The sequence below is a fragment of the Marinifilum sp. genome (assembly GCF_965230805.1).
Lineage (GTDB): Bacteria > Bacteroidota > Bacteroidia > Bacteroidales > Marinifilaceae > Marinifilum.
In genome coordinates this window covers 66,175-83,403 of sequence record NZ_OZ246019.1, presented here as the reverse complement: position 1 = coordinate 83,403, position 17,229 = coordinate 66,175, and the positions used below count along the sequence as shown (strand labels likewise).

General features: G+C 36.3%; 13 protein-coding genes. 4 read left to right on the top strand and 9 right to left on the bottom strand.

Going from position 1 to position 17,229, the window contains the following annotated elements:
• Positions 1-17: 17 nt before the first annotated feature.
• On the bottom strand, positions 18-602 hold the full coding sequence (locus ACO05S_RS00315) for an ankyrin repeat domain-containing protein (RefSeq protein ID WP_421919560.1): 585 nt from the start codon (positions 600-602) through the stop codon (positions 18-20).
• 257 nt (positions 603-859) lie between these two features.
• On the opposite strand from ACO05S_RS00315, the gene ACO05S_RS00310 reads away from it, so the two are divergent.
• Complete coding sequence (locus tag ACO05S_RS00310) at positions 860-2,905, top strand: helix-turn-helix domain-containing protein (RefSeq protein WP_421919559.1); 2,046 nt, start codon at positions 860-862, stop codon at positions 2,903-2,905.
• Between the two features lie 518 nt (positions 2,906-3,423).
• Complete coding sequence (locus ACO05S_RS00305; RefSeq protein WP_421919558.1) at positions 3,424-4,014, top strand: TetR/AcrR family transcriptional regulator; 591 nt, start codon at positions 3,424-3,426, stop codon at positions 4,012-4,014.
• A 203-nt stretch (positions 4,015-4,217) separates the two neighbouring features.
• Here ACO05S_RS00305 and ACO05S_RS00300 read toward each other — a convergent pair whose 3' ends face one another.
• The 7 genes from ACO05S_RS00300 to ACO05S_RS00270 all read right to left on the bottom strand — a co-directional run bounded on the left by ACO05S_RS00300 (position 4,218) and on the right by ACO05S_RS00270 (position 12,031).
• A complete protein-coding gene (locus ACO05S_RS00300; RefSeq protein ID WP_421919557.1) occupies positions 4,218-4,820 on the bottom strand; it encodes a hypothetical protein in 603 nt (200 codons plus the stop codon).
• A gap of 12 nt (positions 4,821-4,832) precedes the next feature.
• Positions 4,833-5,357, bottom strand: coding sequence for a hypothetical protein (locus ACO05S_RS00295; protein WP_421919556.1), 525 nt, complete (start codon positions 5,355-5,357; stop codon positions 4,833-4,835).
• A 249-nt stretch (positions 5,358-5,606) separates the two neighbouring features.
• A complete protein-coding gene (locus tag ACO05S_RS00290) occupies positions 5,607-7,721 on the bottom strand; it encodes a M3 family metallopeptidase (RefSeq protein ID WP_421919555.1) in 2,115 nt (704 codons plus the stop codon).
• A gap of 481 nt (positions 7,722-8,202) precedes the next feature.
• Positions 8,203-10,176, bottom strand: coding sequence for a peptidase U32 family protein (locus ACO05S_RS00285; protein ID WP_421919554.1), 1,974 nt, complete (start codon positions 10,174-10,176; stop codon positions 8,203-8,205).
• A 90-nt stretch (positions 10,177-10,266) separates the two neighbouring features.
• Complete coding sequence (locus ACO05S_RS00280; RefSeq protein ID WP_421919553.1) at positions 10,267-10,716, bottom strand: DUF3592 domain-containing protein; 450 nt, start codon at positions 10,714-10,716, stop codon at positions 10,267-10,269.
• Positions 10,717-10,842: 126 nt separating this feature from the next.
• A complete protein-coding gene (locus tag ACO05S_RS00275; protein ID WP_421919552.1) occupies positions 10,843-11,322 on the bottom strand; it encodes an S-ribosylhomocysteine lyase in 480 nt (159 codons plus the stop codon).
• On the bottom strand, positions 11,306-12,031 hold the full coding sequence (locus ACO05S_RS00270; RefSeq protein ID WP_421919551.1) for a 5'-methylthioadenosine/adenosylhomocysteine nucleosidase: 726 nt from the start codon (positions 12,029-12,031) through the stop codon (positions 11,306-11,308). The genes ACO05S_RS00275 and ACO05S_RS00270 overlap by 17 nt, the downstream gene beginning before the upstream one ends.
• Before the next feature lie 451 nt (positions 12,032-12,482).
• Here ACO05S_RS00270 and ACO05S_RS00265 point away from each other — a divergent pair, with 451 nt between their 5' ends.
• Both ACO05S_RS00265 and ovoA read left to right on the top strand, forming a co-directional pair.
• Complete coding sequence (locus ACO05S_RS00265) at positions 12,483-13,430, top strand: LysR substrate-binding domain-containing protein (RefSeq protein ID WP_421919550.1); 948 nt, start codon at positions 12,483-12,485, stop codon at positions 13,428-13,430.
• A gap of 355 nt (positions 13,431-13,785) precedes the next feature.
• Positions 13,786-15,921, top strand: coding sequence for a 5-histidylcysteine sulfoxide synthase (ovoA, locus tag ACO05S_RS00260; RefSeq protein ID WP_421919549.1), 2,136 nt, complete (start codon positions 13,786-13,788; stop codon positions 15,919-15,921).
• A gap of 228 nt (positions 15,922-16,149) precedes the next feature.
• On the opposite strand, the gene ACO05S_RS00255 is transcribed toward ovoA, so the two are convergent.
• The gene (locus tag ACO05S_RS00255) at positions 16,150-17,070 is read right to left on the bottom strand and encodes a carboxypeptidase-like regulatory domain-containing protein (RefSeq protein WP_421919548.1); all 921 of its coding nucleotides are present in this window, start codon (positions 17,068-17,070) and stop codon (positions 16,150-16,152) included.
• Positions 17,071-17,229 lie beyond the last annotated feature (159 nt).

Genomic DNA, 17,229 nt, shown 5'->3' with positions numbered 1-17,229 from the left:
TCTTTCAATTTGAAAATTTACTTGCAAGATAATAGTTCAGCAACTTCCGGTCTTGCTTCTTCAATTCTTACAAAATCAAGTCTTAATCCAAGAGGCCCCAATTCCTTATTAAAGAATTCGTAAACACCTTTTACTTGTGCGAAAGGAGCCGAAACGCTTTCTAAAGCTGTTGCGCCTGCTTTGTTTTTTAAGTTTTGATCCGCACCTTTTTCAATAAGGGCTTTCACAATTTCTGTTCTGCAAAAGAATGCTGCCACATGAAGGGCTGTAGAACCATCATTGTTCTTTAAATTTAAATCTGCGCCAGCATTAATTAAGGCTTTTGCAAGTTCGGTTTTACCAAATAAACATGCCGTGATTAAAGGAGTTGATCCACCAATTGGCTCTTTACTGTTTAAATCCGTGCCAGCTGCAATGTGCTGTTCTACCAATTTTATCTTACCCATGAATGTGGCTGCATGAATATCAGTTTTAGGAGCTTTTACTTTCTCAGCTGTATTTGCTTTACTGTCTGATGATTTTGATTTTTTGTTTTCGCATGAATAAACTGCCAATACAAATAGGATATACACTCCAAATGCTAATAATTTATGTGCTTTCATTTTTACTGATTTTTAATTCAACATTTATCTGATGTAAAGGTCTGGTAAATCGTGATGCAGGTCATATCACTTAAAAATCGAAGAATATAAGCTTTTGTTACTCAGTGTAAATTATGACGCATTTGTATAAACTATGATGCATGATCTGTTTTTTGTCCATCGAATGGGAGGCAAATTCCAAGAGAACCTATCCATGAATGGTGTCGATATTATTTGTATCTTTTTCTGGATTTTGATGACAATTTTACCCCAATATAATGGCCAAACAATTATTTGAAGAGGATGAGTTTCTGTTAAAGCTTAAGTTGCTTGTCGAAGAAAACTTATCCAACGAATCTTTCGGTGTTTCAGAATTGGCTGATGCTATAGGAATGAGTCGTTCCAACCTCTTGCGAAAAGTAAAAAAGAAATGCAAGCTTTCCGTTAGTCAGTTTATCAGTCAAATCAGACTTAATAATGCGAACTGTATGTTATTGGAAGGAAATTTTAATGTTTCCGAGATTGCTTACCAGGTTGGATTCAGCAGTACATCTTATTTTATAAAGTGCTTTAGGGAATTGTATGGATATCCTCCGGGAGAAGTTGGAAAACAGGGTCATTTAAAAAGTATATCTCAAAAATCAAATCCACGAAAAGGATCAATAATTATTGTAATTGCGTTTTTGATTGGGATGGTATCCATTTATTTTATTCTGAGACCTATTCAGTTTGGGATTGAAAAGGCAGATAAATCAATCGCTGTGCTTCCATTTAAAAACGACAGTAAAGATTCGTCTAATGTATACATTGTAAATGGATTGATGGAATCGGTTTTAAATCATTTGCAAAAAATCAAAGACGTGAGAGTGATTAGCAGAACTTCGGTTGAGAAATATCGAAATTCGAATCTCACAATTCCCGAAATTGCCAAGGAATTAAATGTAAGCTATTTTGTTGAGGGAAGTGGTCAGAAAATTGGCGATCACATCTTGTTGAATATTCAGTTGATAAAAGCCAGTGACGATAAACACTTGTGGGCAGAGCAGTACGATAGACAGGCCAAGGACATATTTCAATTGCAAAAGGAAGTTGCAAAAAAAATAGCTGGTAGTGTAAAGGCCATCATCACTCCCGAAGAGGAAAAGCGAATGGATATAATACCTACCAAAAATCTTGAAGCTTATGATGAGTTCCTAAAAGGTCTTGATTTAATGCGACAAGCAAAAAGGGAGTTGTTAACCGAAGCGATTCCACATCTTAATAAAGCCATTGAATTGGACAGTGAATTTGCACGTGCTTATGCTTTTCGATCCATGGCTTATTACTATCTCGATATTTTTAAAGCTGAGAAGTTGCATACCGATAAAGTTATTGCTGATGCAGATAAAGCCATGTTGTTTGACTCCAAAGATTACCAGTGTTTAATTGCCAAAGCATTATCTTATGTTGCCAAAGACGATAAACAGGCTGCTGTTCCTTATTTTGAAAAAGCTTTGGAGTACAATCCAAATTCGGCCTATGTTTTGAACTATCTTTCTGATTTTTATGCCAACTACATGCCCGATACTCAGAAGTATTTGGAATATGCCTTAAAAGGAATTCAATTAAATATTGCAGCCAACGATTCTGTAAGCACTAGTTTTATCTATCTGCATATTAGTAATGCACTAATTCAATCAGGATTTATTGATGAATCAGAAATCTACATAAATAGGTCTTTGGAGTATAATCCCAATAATTTGTACTCGGCATATCTAAGAGCCTATGTGTTGTATGCCAAAAACAAAGACTGGAAGGAGACCAAAAGCTTGGTGGTCGAGGCTTGGAATAAAGATCAATCACGATTGGATATTCTTCAGGAGATTGGAAAAATCTGTTATTCCCAGCGTGATTACGAGGAAGCTTACAAGTATTACAGCCAATTTATAAAAGCAAAAGAAGATGCTAATTTAGACATCTATCAGGGAGAGGATGCTAAAATTGCACATGTATATGCTAAAGTGGGCAAATACGAGGAGGCGAAAATTCTCTTTAATAAGTATAAGGAATTTGCATATTCACATCAATCCATTTATAAAGATTTGAGTTTGGCAGTCTGTTATGTGCAGGAAGGTAATACAGAAAAGGCGTTTAAGCATCTTTATCTTTTTGTGCATCAAAATCAATATCCCTATTGGATTGTTCTGTTTTTGGAAGATGATCCTTTGTTCGACGAAATCAATAAAACAAAGGAGTTTAAGAAATACATGGATATCCTGAAAGAAAACTTTCATAAGCGACATCAAAACTTAAAAAAAACCTTAAAAGATCAGGGCTTAATTTAACGTGAGTTCGAGGTAAAATTCGTTCACAGTTTGATCTGATTTTGAGTAGAAATTTTCTCAAATATAACTTTCTGTGGATAGAATTTTACCTCGAACTCACGTTAGTTTAGTTGCTGATTAATTTTATAAGATAAGAACCATACCCCCTAACATGGGAAAACTTCCTTTGTAGTAGAAAAATTAATGTTTAAATTATTTGGGCGTTCCCTCCTTCGTCGGTCGGGCTTTCCGTTCCTACTTCTCGCTCGTTCCTCGCTGTGGGGTATCCACTACAATCCCTAAGGCAAAAATAGTGAGCTTTCAAGACCTTTAGCCCTGGTATCTGAATCCCGAATATTGGTATGGAAAAACAAACAGATGGCAGGGCTAGTGCCTACATTGTCATAACAACAAACTAGCTACGAAGATGAAATATTAGATTGTATTTATCATTAGTGAATTACTATTTTTTGGAGAAAAGTGAATTTCTGTTGTAACTTAGATGAAAACCGATGTTTTTCACTTAAATGATTGTTATTATGGCTACAACCAATAAATTGCCCAAAGATATTGAGGAAAGGAGGGAAATAATAAGTACCGCCTTGGAGATTTTTGTACAAGAAGGTTATTTTGCCACAACAGGAGTAAAAATAGCAAAAGCTGCAGAAATCTCAGAAGAAATGTTATTCTCTTACTTTGAAACCAAAGAGTATCTGCTTCATACTATTGTGGCAGAAGCCGTTCATTTATTATTTGATGGGCTTGATCCGAATGATGACGGAAATTTGCTAGAGGTGGAATTGTTATTTTTCATCAATGATTATTTCGATTCAATTGAGAAGCATTTTAAGTTTTTTAAAATGTTTTATGCTTTAAGATTGCAAGCAGGAGTGGTGGAATTGTATAGACAGGAGTTAGATGAAATTGTAAGTTTAAAATTGGATGTGCTAAATAAGTATTTTAGCTTAAACGGAGCGGATGATCCGGAAATGGAAACCCGATTCTTAATATCAATGCTCGATGGAATAGCGATGAATTACGTTCTTGAACCAGAGGCTTATCCAATTGAAACCATGCAGCATAAAATCCTCACGATGTATGTAAATAAAACGGAATATGAAGAAGAGTGAGAATTCAGGATGGTTTCCATCAAAAAGTTTTTTGTGTTTTTCCTTACCTTTCTGTCTTGCTTTACGAAACTTAACGACTGAAGATCAGCAAAAGCGAAATCGTATTGCTTAAAAGGGTTCTTTTCACATTCGCCTGAAATCAAAAGAGACCATCTCGTTTGAGACAGTCTCTTATCGATTGTAAGTTACTTGTGAAGAAAGAGTCAAGGGCTCACTGCATTTTCTTTAGAACGATTAGTGTTCTGTATTGAATCAAGTGGTTCTACAATTATCTTAGGATCGATCTCATACCAACCCAATACCTTAACATTGTCAGGATCGGTTAAATCCAACTTCGCCATTTTTAGGTAGTATCTGATTTCAACTTGCTGTGAAACTTCTTTAACCTTGCAAGAGCATAAGTTGTTAGGATAGGTAAGACACTGGAAAGTTGGTTCCTGATCGCAATCGAAATTTGAGTTAATATAGGCATGACTCATATTTTTTGTTTCTCCTTTCAGAGGTTCCAGAGCCTGATCCCAATTGCTTCCTTTTCTCATGCCGTAAACAAGCATGTCGATATCTGTTCCATCTTTCTTTCTTAATCCTTGCGAAATAGGAGTATCTAACCAATTGATAACATCCCCGGGTCGAACTCTTAGTTCTAAAAGATCAGTTGCTTGTTTTCCGATCAAACCATCAGGAGCATCAGCAATCATAAAGACTTCGTTATGCCAATATCGCCATCCGCCATAAGGATTTTGGAAGGTGCCTTCGTTTGGAAATTTACTAGCCTTTAATACGGTTAAAATATTGTATTCACTCATGTTTTAATTGTTTTAAATGTTACCAATTTCTTTACCAAGGGTGTAAGTGATAATATCTTTTTTAAACACTCTTCGGAATGCTTCAGCAGCAAGCATTGAGGTAAATTCGTCAGGATTGCCCAAGTCATCGTTGTAAAACTGTACCACTTGCGGCACACAACAGATTGCTGCATAAGAGTTAAATTCACTAACTGAGTAAACCATAGGATTGTTCATTAAAGCAATTCGTAGGTTGTTAAGCAAGAAATCAACATTGTTGTTGTCATTTGGTACCCATATATTACCGGCGGTGTCGTATACCAAAATGTTAACAGTAATATTGCCCATTTGATGAGTCAACCTAATTGTGTTGGCAATACATTTTGCAATATCCTCGCTTAGGGCGATTACCTTAATTTGATAATTTTTTGGATCCAGTTCTGATACGATAGTTGTAGCAGATTGTCCGATAGTGTATGCCAGTATTCTTTGAATGGTATACCACGGTGCGGATAGAGTAGCTTTTGGGGAATCACTTGCTTGTGTTTGTGTCTTCATTTTTGTAAATGTTTTTTAGTTGATACAGGGTGATTTCTTAATTCCAACATTCAAGTCATAAAATGTTACAAGCAAAAGTTTTAATTCTAAGACTCAATTCCAAAAGTATTGAGTGAAAGCAGTAAATTAATATGTGAGAGGTGTTATATTTTGAGTAAACGGAGGGCTTAGGATTGACAGTGGTAACAAAAAAAACGATTCACATTGTGAATCGTCTTTTTTTATTTGAATTAGCTTATCGCATCTGATTTATTTTAATCCTCTCTTGTTCAATAGTGGATCAATGCTAGGTTCAGCACCTCTGAAACGTACATACAATTCCATTGGATCTTCAGTACCACCTTTTGCCAGTACATTATCGCGGAATAGCTTTGCCGTTTCCTTGTTGAATAAGCCGGTTTCCTTGAATGCCTGGAAAGCATCTGAATCGAGAACACCAGCCCAAATGTATGCGTAGTAACCTGCTGAGTAACCTCCGGCAAAAATATGGTTGAAGTAAGTAGAACGATATCTGGAATAGATTTCAGGAATCAAACCCAATTCTTTTAAATAGTTCTTTTCAAAAGTCATTACGTCTTCCGTTAATGGTTCTGATAAAGTATGATATTTCATATCCAACATCGAAGCAGCAAGGTATTCAACAGTTGCAAATCCTTGGTTGAATTTACCGGAATTCTGAATTTTCTTTACCAATTCAGCAGGAATCACTTCTCCTGTTTTGTAATGCTTCGCATAAATTGCTAACATTTCAGGTTCGAAGCACCAGTTTTCCATCACCTGAGAAGGAAGCTCAACAAAGTCGCGAGCTACAGAAGTTCCAGATAAGTATTTGTACTTACACTTCGAGAAGAATCCATGAAGAGCATGACCAAACTCGTGGAACAATGTTTGAACCTCATCTGGCGTTAACAATGCCGGAGTATCGCCAACAGGCTTGGTAAAGTTACAGATGTTCATGATGATAGGTGTAACCGACTTATCGGTTCCGAAACCAGCTTGCTTGCGGAAGGAGCTCATCCAGGCACCACCACGTTTCGAAGCGCGTGGGTGATAATCCAAATAGAAAATACCAATGTGCGATCCGTCAGCTTCTTGTAATTCGTATACTTGGTTTTCGGGATTGAATTTAGCAATGTCGTTGCGAGGAATAAATTTGATACCATACAATTTACCAGCCAATTTAAATGCACCGTCGCGAACGTTATTAATTTCGAAATACGGACGCAATTCTTCTTCATCCAAGTTGTATTTTGCTTTCTTAAGCTTGTTGGCATAGTACCACCAATCCCAAGAAGCTAACTTAAATTTACCACCTTCTTGATCGATGATTTTTTGCATTTCCTTTACTTCTTTCTTGGCATTTGGAAGAGCAGCACTCCATAGTTTGTTCAACAATTCGAATGCTTTTTCAGGTGTTTTGGCCATGTTTTGTTCCAGAATAAATTCAGCGTGATTGTTGTAGCCGAATAATTGGGCACGTTGCATACGAAGGTTTACAATTTTCTTAGCAATCTCTTTATTATCGTATTCGTTGTTGTTGTTGCCACGGTTTACATATCCCATGTACAATTGCTTACGAAGATCACGATTTTCGGCATATTGTAAGAAGGGAAGCATGCTTGGCTTTTGGGTAGTGAATACCCATTTTCCTTCTTTTCCTTTAGCTTTTGCTGTTTCGGCAGCGGCACCAATAACACCCTCAGGAAGTCCGGCAAGATCTTTTTTATTATCTATTACCAATTCAAAGTTATTTGTTTCGTTCAAAACATTTTCTCCAAAATGTAGAATTAAGGAAGAAAGCTCTTCATCAATTTTACGCAACTGGTCTTTTTTATCAGCAGGAAGATTGGCTCCACCACGAACAAATCCTTGGTAGATTTTTTCCAACATGCTTTGCTCTTCAATAGAAAGTTCAAGCTGATCTTTTTGATCGTAAACTGTTTTAATTCTTTTGAATAAATTTTCGTTTAAGCTGATATCTGCACTGTATTTGGTTGTAAGTGGAGATAGCTTTTTAGCTAAGGCAGCAATAGACTCATTGTTTTCTGATCCCTTAAGATTATAGAATACACTTCCTACTTTGTCCAATAAAGCACCAGCTTTTTCATAGGCAATAATTGTGTTCTCGAAAGTTGGAGTTTCTTTGCTGTTTGCAATTGCATCAATCTCGGCACGACCTTCTTCCATACCTTTCATGAAAGCAGGTTCGAAATGTTCGAATTTAATTAAATCAAACGGAGGAGTTTGGAAAGGAGTATTGTACTCAGCAAAAAACGGATTGTCAGTTTTTTGCATGCTTTTTTTTTCATCGCAGGCTGTAAAAACAACTCCTGCAACAAGTAAATAAAAGAACGTCTTTTTCACTTTAATAGGTTTAGTATTAATATTAAAATTGTTGAATCGCCAAAATAGTAAAAACCTAACTTTTAGCGATGTATTTTTATCGATTTCACAGCATGTTTTATACAATTGATAATTGCAAAGTCTGATTTAGATCTTGTAAATATGGATGATTCCTTTTTAAATAAAGTGAGTTCGACGTAAAATGCGTACACAGTTTGATCTGATTTTGAGTAGAAATTTTATCAAATTTCCGAAGGAATATCGGGATATTTCAAGAAGATTTGAGGAAATTTATGCCGAAAGCAGGCAAACACATAATGGAAAGTTCTCTTTACGACATCTTCACATTAAAAATTCCTCAAAATAGCCCGCTATTCTTTCCAAATTTTTAATGCAAATCTATCCCAAATATAACTTTCTGTGGATAGAATTTTACGTCGAACTCACGTTAAATAAGGAGCTACTTTTTACACCTTGTAAAGGTTTTCAGCTAATTAATTATTTATTTCAATCCTTTTTTGAGGTTGAAGCTCGTAGATGGTTGCACTTGTTTTGATAGCTGGAAATTTTTCAATAATCTTTTAAAAGTATTCGATGATACTTTCTCATTACTTAAATCGATCAAAAATCTTCTGAACCCCTCATTGTGCAAATTGTTTTTTTGCTGCATCCAAGTTACCGGGTGCTTCGGATAAACAATGGTTATTCCATCGCGAAGCTCTTTTGTGTATTCTCCCTGCATGTCGTCAATTAACTCATCGTTTACTGTTTTAACAGGCATACGAGAATAGAACAGCTGGGGGTAGAAGTAGACTGGTACAATCCCAAAACGATCCTGGCTTTTCAACAAATTCTTCAAATCATTTTCCTGTGGATGACAGAACAAGTTGATTTTTTCATCACGCAAGTGAGCAATGGCTGCATCATTAAACAGGTATACATTCTCGTTGCAAGAGATTCGAGCTTTGTTAGGAAGTAAAAGTTTCTGTGATAAATGACTCAGCATAAAATTTTGATATCCATTTCGCATTGATTTCTTGCATAGTTGTTTGTAAAAGTCAAGATCTTTCTCCTGAATGAATTTTGGCAACTCAATGATTAGTTTAGGAGCATTCTTTTGAAGAAAAGGAACATCCCATTTAAACTCTTCCCATTCCGATTTTTTGAGGTTAAGAATTAGATAGTTTACTTCATTTAAGTTTACTTTACGCAGCCATGCCAAGGAATCAATTCGAACATAGATTTGCTCTTTTAGAGGAATGTTCTTTTTTCCTAAGGAGTTAAGGATTTTGGCTTTTTCTGTTCGGTGTAAATTGGCTTTTACGGGTTTCCCTTCTTCGCGGAATTTGTTTGGGAACTTTTCTTGCATCATGCCAGCCAAATATACCTGATCACCTTTTTCAGAAACAACATTTCCGATTTCAAGTTGATAGGTGCCTCTGCTCAGTTTTTTAAACTCTTTAAGCTTAACTGCCTTTTGAGGTTCGCCATTTTTTTGCTTGAATCTGATTCTGTTGCCAATTTGTATGTCATGCGAAGAGGTGAAAATTACAGTGTTTCTGTTTCTCTTTTCAACAGAGCCAATCAGAATGCCGGTGTTTGTATTTTCGGTAATTGCTTTGTTTACATTTCCTGCAAGAAAATATCCAGTTTTTTCTCTTCCCATGTCATAAGCCAGAATTTCTTTTGCCGCTTTTAAATCATTACTATCAATAACTTTTCTGTAAGCTCTGGAAACATTGTAAACAAATTCGGCAGGTTTTAATCTTCCTTCAATTTTAATGGATTCAACACCCATTTTTATTAAATCCGGTAACACATCAACCGCCTGATTGTCTTTTAGACTAAAAACATATCTTTTTTCCTTCCCTGTTTCGTAGAATCTTCGGCAAGGTTGTGCGCACAATCCTCTATTGGCGCCACTTCCGCCCAGATAACTACTAAACAAACACATGCCCGAGAAGGAGTAGCACAAAGCACCATGCATGAATATTTCCAATTCGATATCGCATTTCTTTCGAATATCCTTTAATTCGGTAAGTGTTAACTCTCTTGCCATTACTACGCGTTCGAAAGCTTTGCTTTTGCAGTAAATTGCTCCCAAGGAATTGTGATGAGCCATTTGAGTACTGGCATGAATGGTAATTTTTGGAAAATGCTTTTTAACCAAGTAATATACGCCCCAATCCTGAATAATGATGGCATCAACCCCTGTTTTCTGAATCAAGTTTAAGGTGTCCAGCAAGTCGGGTAATTCCTCATTCTTGATCACTGTATTTAAAGTAAGAAAAACCTTCATGTTGTTCTTCCGTGCAATTTTAATCAGAGCCAATAGCTGTGAGCTGGTAAAGTTCGATGCTCTTCCTCGGGCATTGAACTGTCGCAGTCCAAGATAAACAGCATCGGCACCACCTTTTAAGGCAGCATGAAACATTTCAGGATTTCCAACAGGTAATAATAATTCAGGCTTGGTCATTCTTCAAAAATTTGTTTTGCCTGCAAAGATAGAATTGATAATTGGGCTTAGCGAGTTTTAGAGATAAAAAACCGCTTCGTATGGTTGCGGTCAGTTCAATTTATGCTGAGAAAACTTAGCACTGGTTTTGAAACGTTCTCGTTGCGATTTTCTTTTTTCACTTTTTGGACTGAAACTGAGATAAAAAGCCACCCATAACACAAAAAGAACAATTGAAACTGAAGTTAGGCGATTAAAATATACTCCTTTAAAATTATAAAGAACTGCATCATTTGGATTTTTGGGATGGTAAAGGATTGTGAATTTTTTGCCTGTAGGATATTCTACATTTTCGATCCCTTTTATTTGAAATTGCTTTCCTTCCACTTCGTATTGAATAATAGAGTATAGCGAGTAGAAATCACCCATGCTGTCTTTGCTGGTTTTAATGACAACACCTTTTGCTTTCTCACCATTTAGGAACAATTTCCAGTTTCCATAAATGGGAATTAATAAGATGAGTACAGTAATAACAAAGAAGCGAAAGCCCGAAATTTTCATAGATAAAAGGATTCTGTGGATTTGTTTAAATTTAATGAAAATTGGGCAATAAAAAAGGCTGTCGATACATGACAGCCTCCTTTTGTATTGTTTTGATTATACCCGTATTATCATCAAATACAGATGTTATTGCGGATAATTCAAATTCTCTTCTTTCAAATCGGAAAGCACTTCTTTTCTATACTTGTCCGATTCCCATTTGGCTACGGTTAAATCGTGGCTTACATAGTTACCACATTCAACCTTGTTGGTTCCTGGAATTTCACCTTCGAATTCGGCCATAAAATCGAACATTTCTTTGGTAACCTCAATAACATCTTCCGATTTTAAATCACCATGGAAAATGATGTAGAAACCAGTTCTGCATCCCATAGGGCCAAAGTAAACGGTTTTGTCGGACCATTTTTTGTTGTTTCTTAAAAAGGTAGCTCCAAGGTGTTCCATGGTATGCATTGCAGGGATATCCATTGCAGGTTCCTGATTGGCTAGTTTGGTTCTGATGTCGAAAGTGGTAATGGTTTCATCACCAAATCTATCTTTTCTCGAAACGTAAATTCCTCGTTTTAATTTATTGTGATCAACTGTAAAGCTATCTATCTTTTCCATAATCTATATTTTTATTTTTTAATTCTTTTGTCATTTCAACAATCATGCTGGCCGAATTAACAGCAGCCGTTTCAACAAATTTTTCATACTCAAGAGCATTTTCTTGTCCTGCAATATCCGAAATAGATCGGATAACTACAAAAGGAGTATTAAATTGATAGCAGGTTTGTGCAATTGCTGCACCTTCCATTTCAACGGCTTCGGCAGTTGGGAAAATCTCTTTTATTTTCTTGCTTGCGTGCGGATTATTCATGAACTGATCGCCAGTAAGAATTGTTGCTTTTTTGGTGTTTAAATCGGTCAATTTATGAATGCATTTGTCTGCCAGTTCGATGAGCTGTTCATCGGCCTTAAAACTAGCTGGCATGCCTGGTACCTGACCGGTTTTATATCCGAAAACCGTACAATCCATATCATGATGAATCAATTCATCAGAGATAACAATGTCACCAACTTTTAATTCTCCCGGAAATCCTCCGGCAGCTCCTGTATTAATCACACAATCAGGGGAAAAGTTGTCAATCATTATTGCGGCTCCAATGGCAGCATTTACTTTGCCAATGCCTGACTGAAGCAGTACAATATCATTATCGTTTAGTTTTCCTGTATAAAAAACAAATCCTGCTTTGTGTTGTTCTTCTTTATCCGACAATAGAGATCGTAGTTTTACTACCTCGATTTCCATTGCGCCAATAATTCCTATTTTCATTGATTAAGTAAAAAGTATTTAGTGTAAAGTTACAGATGTGCAAAGGTATAAAACAATACTACTTTATGCGATTGGAAAGAGGATTTTTATTTGTAATCTTTCCAGATAGTATGTTTGAACTGATATTAGAATAACGTGAGTTCGAGGTAAAATTCGTTCACAGTTTGATCTGATTTTGAGTAGAAATTTTCTCAAATTTTCGAAGGAATATCGGGATATTTCAAGAAGATTTGAGGAGATTTATGCCGAAAGCAGGCAAACACATAATGGAAAGTTCTCTTTACGACATCTTCACATTAAAAATTCCTCAAAATAGCCCGCTATTCTTTCCAAATTTTTAATGCAAATCTATCGCAAATATAACTTTCTGTGGATAGAATTTTACGTCGAACTCACGTTAGAATAAGAATGATTAATTATATTTGATTTGTTGATAATAACACCTAATAGAATGACATTAAAACAACTTGAGTATGCCTTAGCCTTGCAGAAACTAGGTTCTTATGGCAAAGTGGCTAAGTATATGGAGGTTTCTCAGCCTGCGGTTAGTTTGCAAATTCAAGCCTTGGAGGAAGAGTTGGGCATTAAGCTATTTGATAGAAGTAACAAAAAAGTAGAGCCTACAGCAAATGGCTTGTTATTTTTAGAAAAAGCACAATCGTTGTTTACCGATTCAAAGCATCTTGAGGATTTTGCACTTCAATTGTCAGAGGATGTTCAAGGAGAACTGCATTTGGGGATGATTCCGACTCTGGCGCCATACCTGCTTCCTTTGTTTGCAGATGAACTGCAAAAGCGTTATCCTAAGTTAAAGCTTAAGGTTAAAGAGTTAATAACCCCGGAAATTCTGCAAGGAATTAAAGATGGAAGTTTGCATGGGGGAATTATTTCGACTCCCATACAGTTGAAAAGTAATTTTAAGATGCAGTCGATGTTCTATGAGAAATTTTATTTGTATGTATCCGATAAGCATGAATTTTTTGAAGAGGATGAGATTGCCATCGACCAGATTGATGCCAATAGTATTTGGATGCTTAAAGAGGGCAATTGTTTTATGGATCAGGTAAGCAATATGTGTTCTGTATCTGCAAAACAAGATGGAGACTTGGTGTATGAAAGCAACAATATTGATGCACTTCGAAGAATTGTTGATTGCAAAGGCGGAATTACTTTTGTGCCTGAATTGGCTACTTTAATGATTCCTGCGGATCAGGAGGACATGCTTAAGGATATCAAAGGGAATGAAAAGGTGAGAGAAATTAGTTTGATTCAGTTGAGATCGGAGGTAAGAAAGAATCTATTGAATGCAGTTGTGAGTGTGATTAAGGAATGTATTCCTAAAAACATGCTGAACAAAGAGAACAAGGAGCTTGTTGATACTAATTTTATTGAAGCATAGCAGTCATAGCTTGATTTGCAGCTTTCTTATAGTTGGAGCATGAGGGAGGACGTTATATGAGTCATAGCCTGACATTTGCAGCTTGATTAGGATCAGAGCATGAGGGAGGACGGTTTTTATGAGTCATAGCCTGACATTTACAGCTTGCTTAGAGTCAGAGCATGACTGGGCAAGAGATAAGGGGGCTTAAATTGTTTTTGGAATGAAAATATGCAATATCTATAATCAATGAGCATGCCACAGTATATCACTATTGTTAATTTTTTCTTAAATGCCATGGCTTTTAAAACTTGGGTTTGTTGCAGATGATTTTTTCTTTAATTTCATATAACTATTAAGCTTAACTAAACATACAATGGAAGAAAAGAAAAAGGTAACAATAGATCATGCACTGCTTACAACAAAAACACCAATTTTAAATGAAGGATCAGTAGAAGAAAAGCGCGCCGAGGTTTTGAAGTATTTTAGGGCGACCTGGGAGTTGGATAATCGTTTATACGATAGTTTAAAATATGATGATACCTTTTACTTGAGGGCAGATCCATTGCGTCATCCATTGATTTTTTACATTGGACACACGGCAGTGTTTTTTATCAATAAATTGATTTTGGCTGGCATTATTAAGGATAGAATTCATCCGAAGTTTGAATCGATGTTTGCAGTTGGAGTTGACGAAATGTCGTGGGATGATTTAAACGAAAAACACTATGATTGGCCCAATGTGCAAGAGGTGCACGAGTATCGTTTGCAAGTAAAAGTGCTGATTGAGAAATTGATAGAGGAGTTACCCTTAAATATGCCAATTGTTTGGGATTCGCAATTTTGGGTAATCCTAATGGGTATTGAGCATCAAAGAATTCATATCGAAACCTCCTCCGTTTTAATCAGGCAATTGCCAATTGATCAGGTACAGAATATCGATTTGTTTGAGATTTGCGAGGAGAGTGGAGAAGCACCTGAGAATGATTTGCTTAGGGTTGAAACAGGGAAAGTGCAAATTGGCAAAGAGCGTGATGATGCTTTGTATGGCTGGGATAACGAATTTGGTAGCTTTAAAACTAAAATTAATTCTTTTAATGCATCGAAGTATTTGGTTTCAAATCAGGAATTTAAAGAGTTCGTGGATGATAATGGATATCAGACACAAAAATGGTGGACCGAAGAGGGGTGGAGTTGGCTTAAGTACGTAAAGTTTACTAGTCCGATTTTTTGGATAGCAGATGAAAATTCTTGGAAGTTGCGATTGATGAGCGAGGAGATTGATATGCCCTGGAATTGGCCGGTGGAGGTGAACTATTTGGAAGCCAAAGCATTTTGCAATTGGAAATCGGCAATAACAGGAAAGAAATTACGAATGCCTACCGAAGCAGAATATTACAGACTTTACGATAGTGTGCAAATACCAGATCAGCCCGAATGGGATAAAGCACCTGGTAATATTAACTTGGAGCATTTTGCATCCTCGTGTCCGGTAAACAAATTCGAATCGAAAGGTTTTTACGATGTGATTGGCAATGTGTGGCAATGGACTGAAATGCCAATTTCTGGTTTTGACGGTTTTGAAGTGCATCCTTTCTACGATGATTTTTCGACCCCAACCTTTGATGCCAAGCACAATTTGATAAAAGGAGGATCATGGATTTCGACAGGAAATCTGGCCATTCGCGATTCTCGTTACGCATTCCGTCGTCATTTCTTTCAGCATGCAGGATTTCGATACATAGAATCAGATATGGAGGTAGAACTCAAATCGGATTATTATGAAACCGATGAGTTGGTTTCGCAGTATTGTGAATTTCAGTATGGTGAAAAATATTTTGGTGTAGAAAATTATGCATTATCGTGTATGGCTTTGATCCATAATCATATAAAGGATGTTAAAAGAAGTAAAGCTTTGGATTTGGGATGTGCAACAGGACGCATGACTTTTGAGTTGGCTAAGTATTTTGATCATGTTACAGGACTCGATTTTTCTGCTCGATTTATACGTATTGGTACCCAGCTAAAGGAGACAGGCAAATTGAATTATATCCGTCAGGAAGAAGGGCAATTGAATACGTACCAAGAGTTTAAGCTGGCCGACTTTGACTTAAATCACTGTCGTGATAAAGTTGAGTTTTACCAGGCTGATGCTTGTAACCTAAAACCACTGTTTGCGGGATATGATTTGGTTTTTGCAGGAAATCTGATAGACCGACTGTATGATCCGAAGAAATTCTTAAAAGAGATAGCAGAAAGAATAAATGAGGGCGGACTATTGGTGTTGACCTCGCCATACACCTGGTTAGAGGAATTTACCGAACTTGAGAATTGGTTAGGAGGATACCGAAAGGATGGTGAGCCTTACTCTACACTTCAAGGTTTAAAAGATTTATTATCCGATCGATTCGAGATGTTGTGCGAACCTAAAGATGTGCCTTTTGTAATTCGAGAAACTTCTCGCAAATTTCAGCACACGCTAGCCCAAATGACGGTTTGGCAAAAGAAATAATGTTTTTATAAACATGTGGGTTGGCTATTGGCATAATTCGTTCCTCTGGATCTAATTCCCGATAGGCAAAAGGATAAAAAGCCGGTTGCAATACTCCATAGATAAGCTAACAGCCAAAGAGGTAAAGAAATGCACCACTTTGGCTGTCGCCTCTCAATATTTAATGCAGATTCCCGGTAAGGGAAGAACTCACATTCATAATTGAAAAAATAGAATATCCACTCAAGTTTATTCTGCAGGATGAGGAACCGGTAATGCCTGCATCTCAACTTTTAAATTAAGATATTGGTTGTTGTATCGGCGAATGGTTAGCATTGTTGATTGGTAGCCGATGTTTTCTATTTGCAGTGTAAATTCGCCTTCGGGGAAATTTTTAAAAGAGAAGTTTCCTTTTTTGGTGATTTTGGTTTGCATAACGTTTTCAACTACATGAACCGTTCCATTAGCGATTCTTTCGCCAGTTTCCTTATCAACAACAAATCCTCGCAAATCGATATGCTTAATAGGTACTTTAGATGCCTTACGAAGACTAAAATATGCTTCCACCACATCTGGATTTGATTTGCGATAGCTCTCAATAGACCAATCCAATTTTTTGCTTAAAAAAGAAGAGATTTCTGTTATCAATTTATTAAAAGCTTGATTGTTATACTTGTTTTGATTTTTGATCTGTTTTCTTTGCGCAAGTTTATCTTCAATGGAATCGATGTTTTGTTTAAAGGATGTAATCGTTTCAGCACTGATATCATAATCGAGCAAAGGGGTAGAATAAGCTTCGATGATAATGCACAAATCAGATACGCCGGATAAGATTGAAATATTTGATGATTTGGCAATGTTTTTCTTAGCCAGATTGATTTTTTCAATTAGTTGTAAGTCGTCGGTGGCATTAGCCAAACGCATTATGGCTACAATAATCTGATGTGATTTTACTTTAATGGATTTTAACGCTTCGTTTTTTTCGATGGTAATCCATTTGGTAGGCTGATTCAGATTAGCTTGAATACCCAATATGGAGTCAATTTTTGTGTTAAAAAATGCGATTTGTGATTTAGTAATTTCGTCACTTTCAAAAACAGACTGGTTTTCGTTTAAGATATCAGCAGTTTGCTGATAAGCTTGTAATTTTAATACGTATTCTTGAATCATATTGTTGAAATTTAAAGATGTTGAAATTTCACATTCCTTCATCCTATGTTAATAAAATTGGTATCATGCCAGTGTTCGCAAAAAATGTCTCTCTTTCTTTTATCCTTTTTAGTTTATTGTTTTTAAAAAATATTGCCCTAGTGTAAAGAATGCTAATTC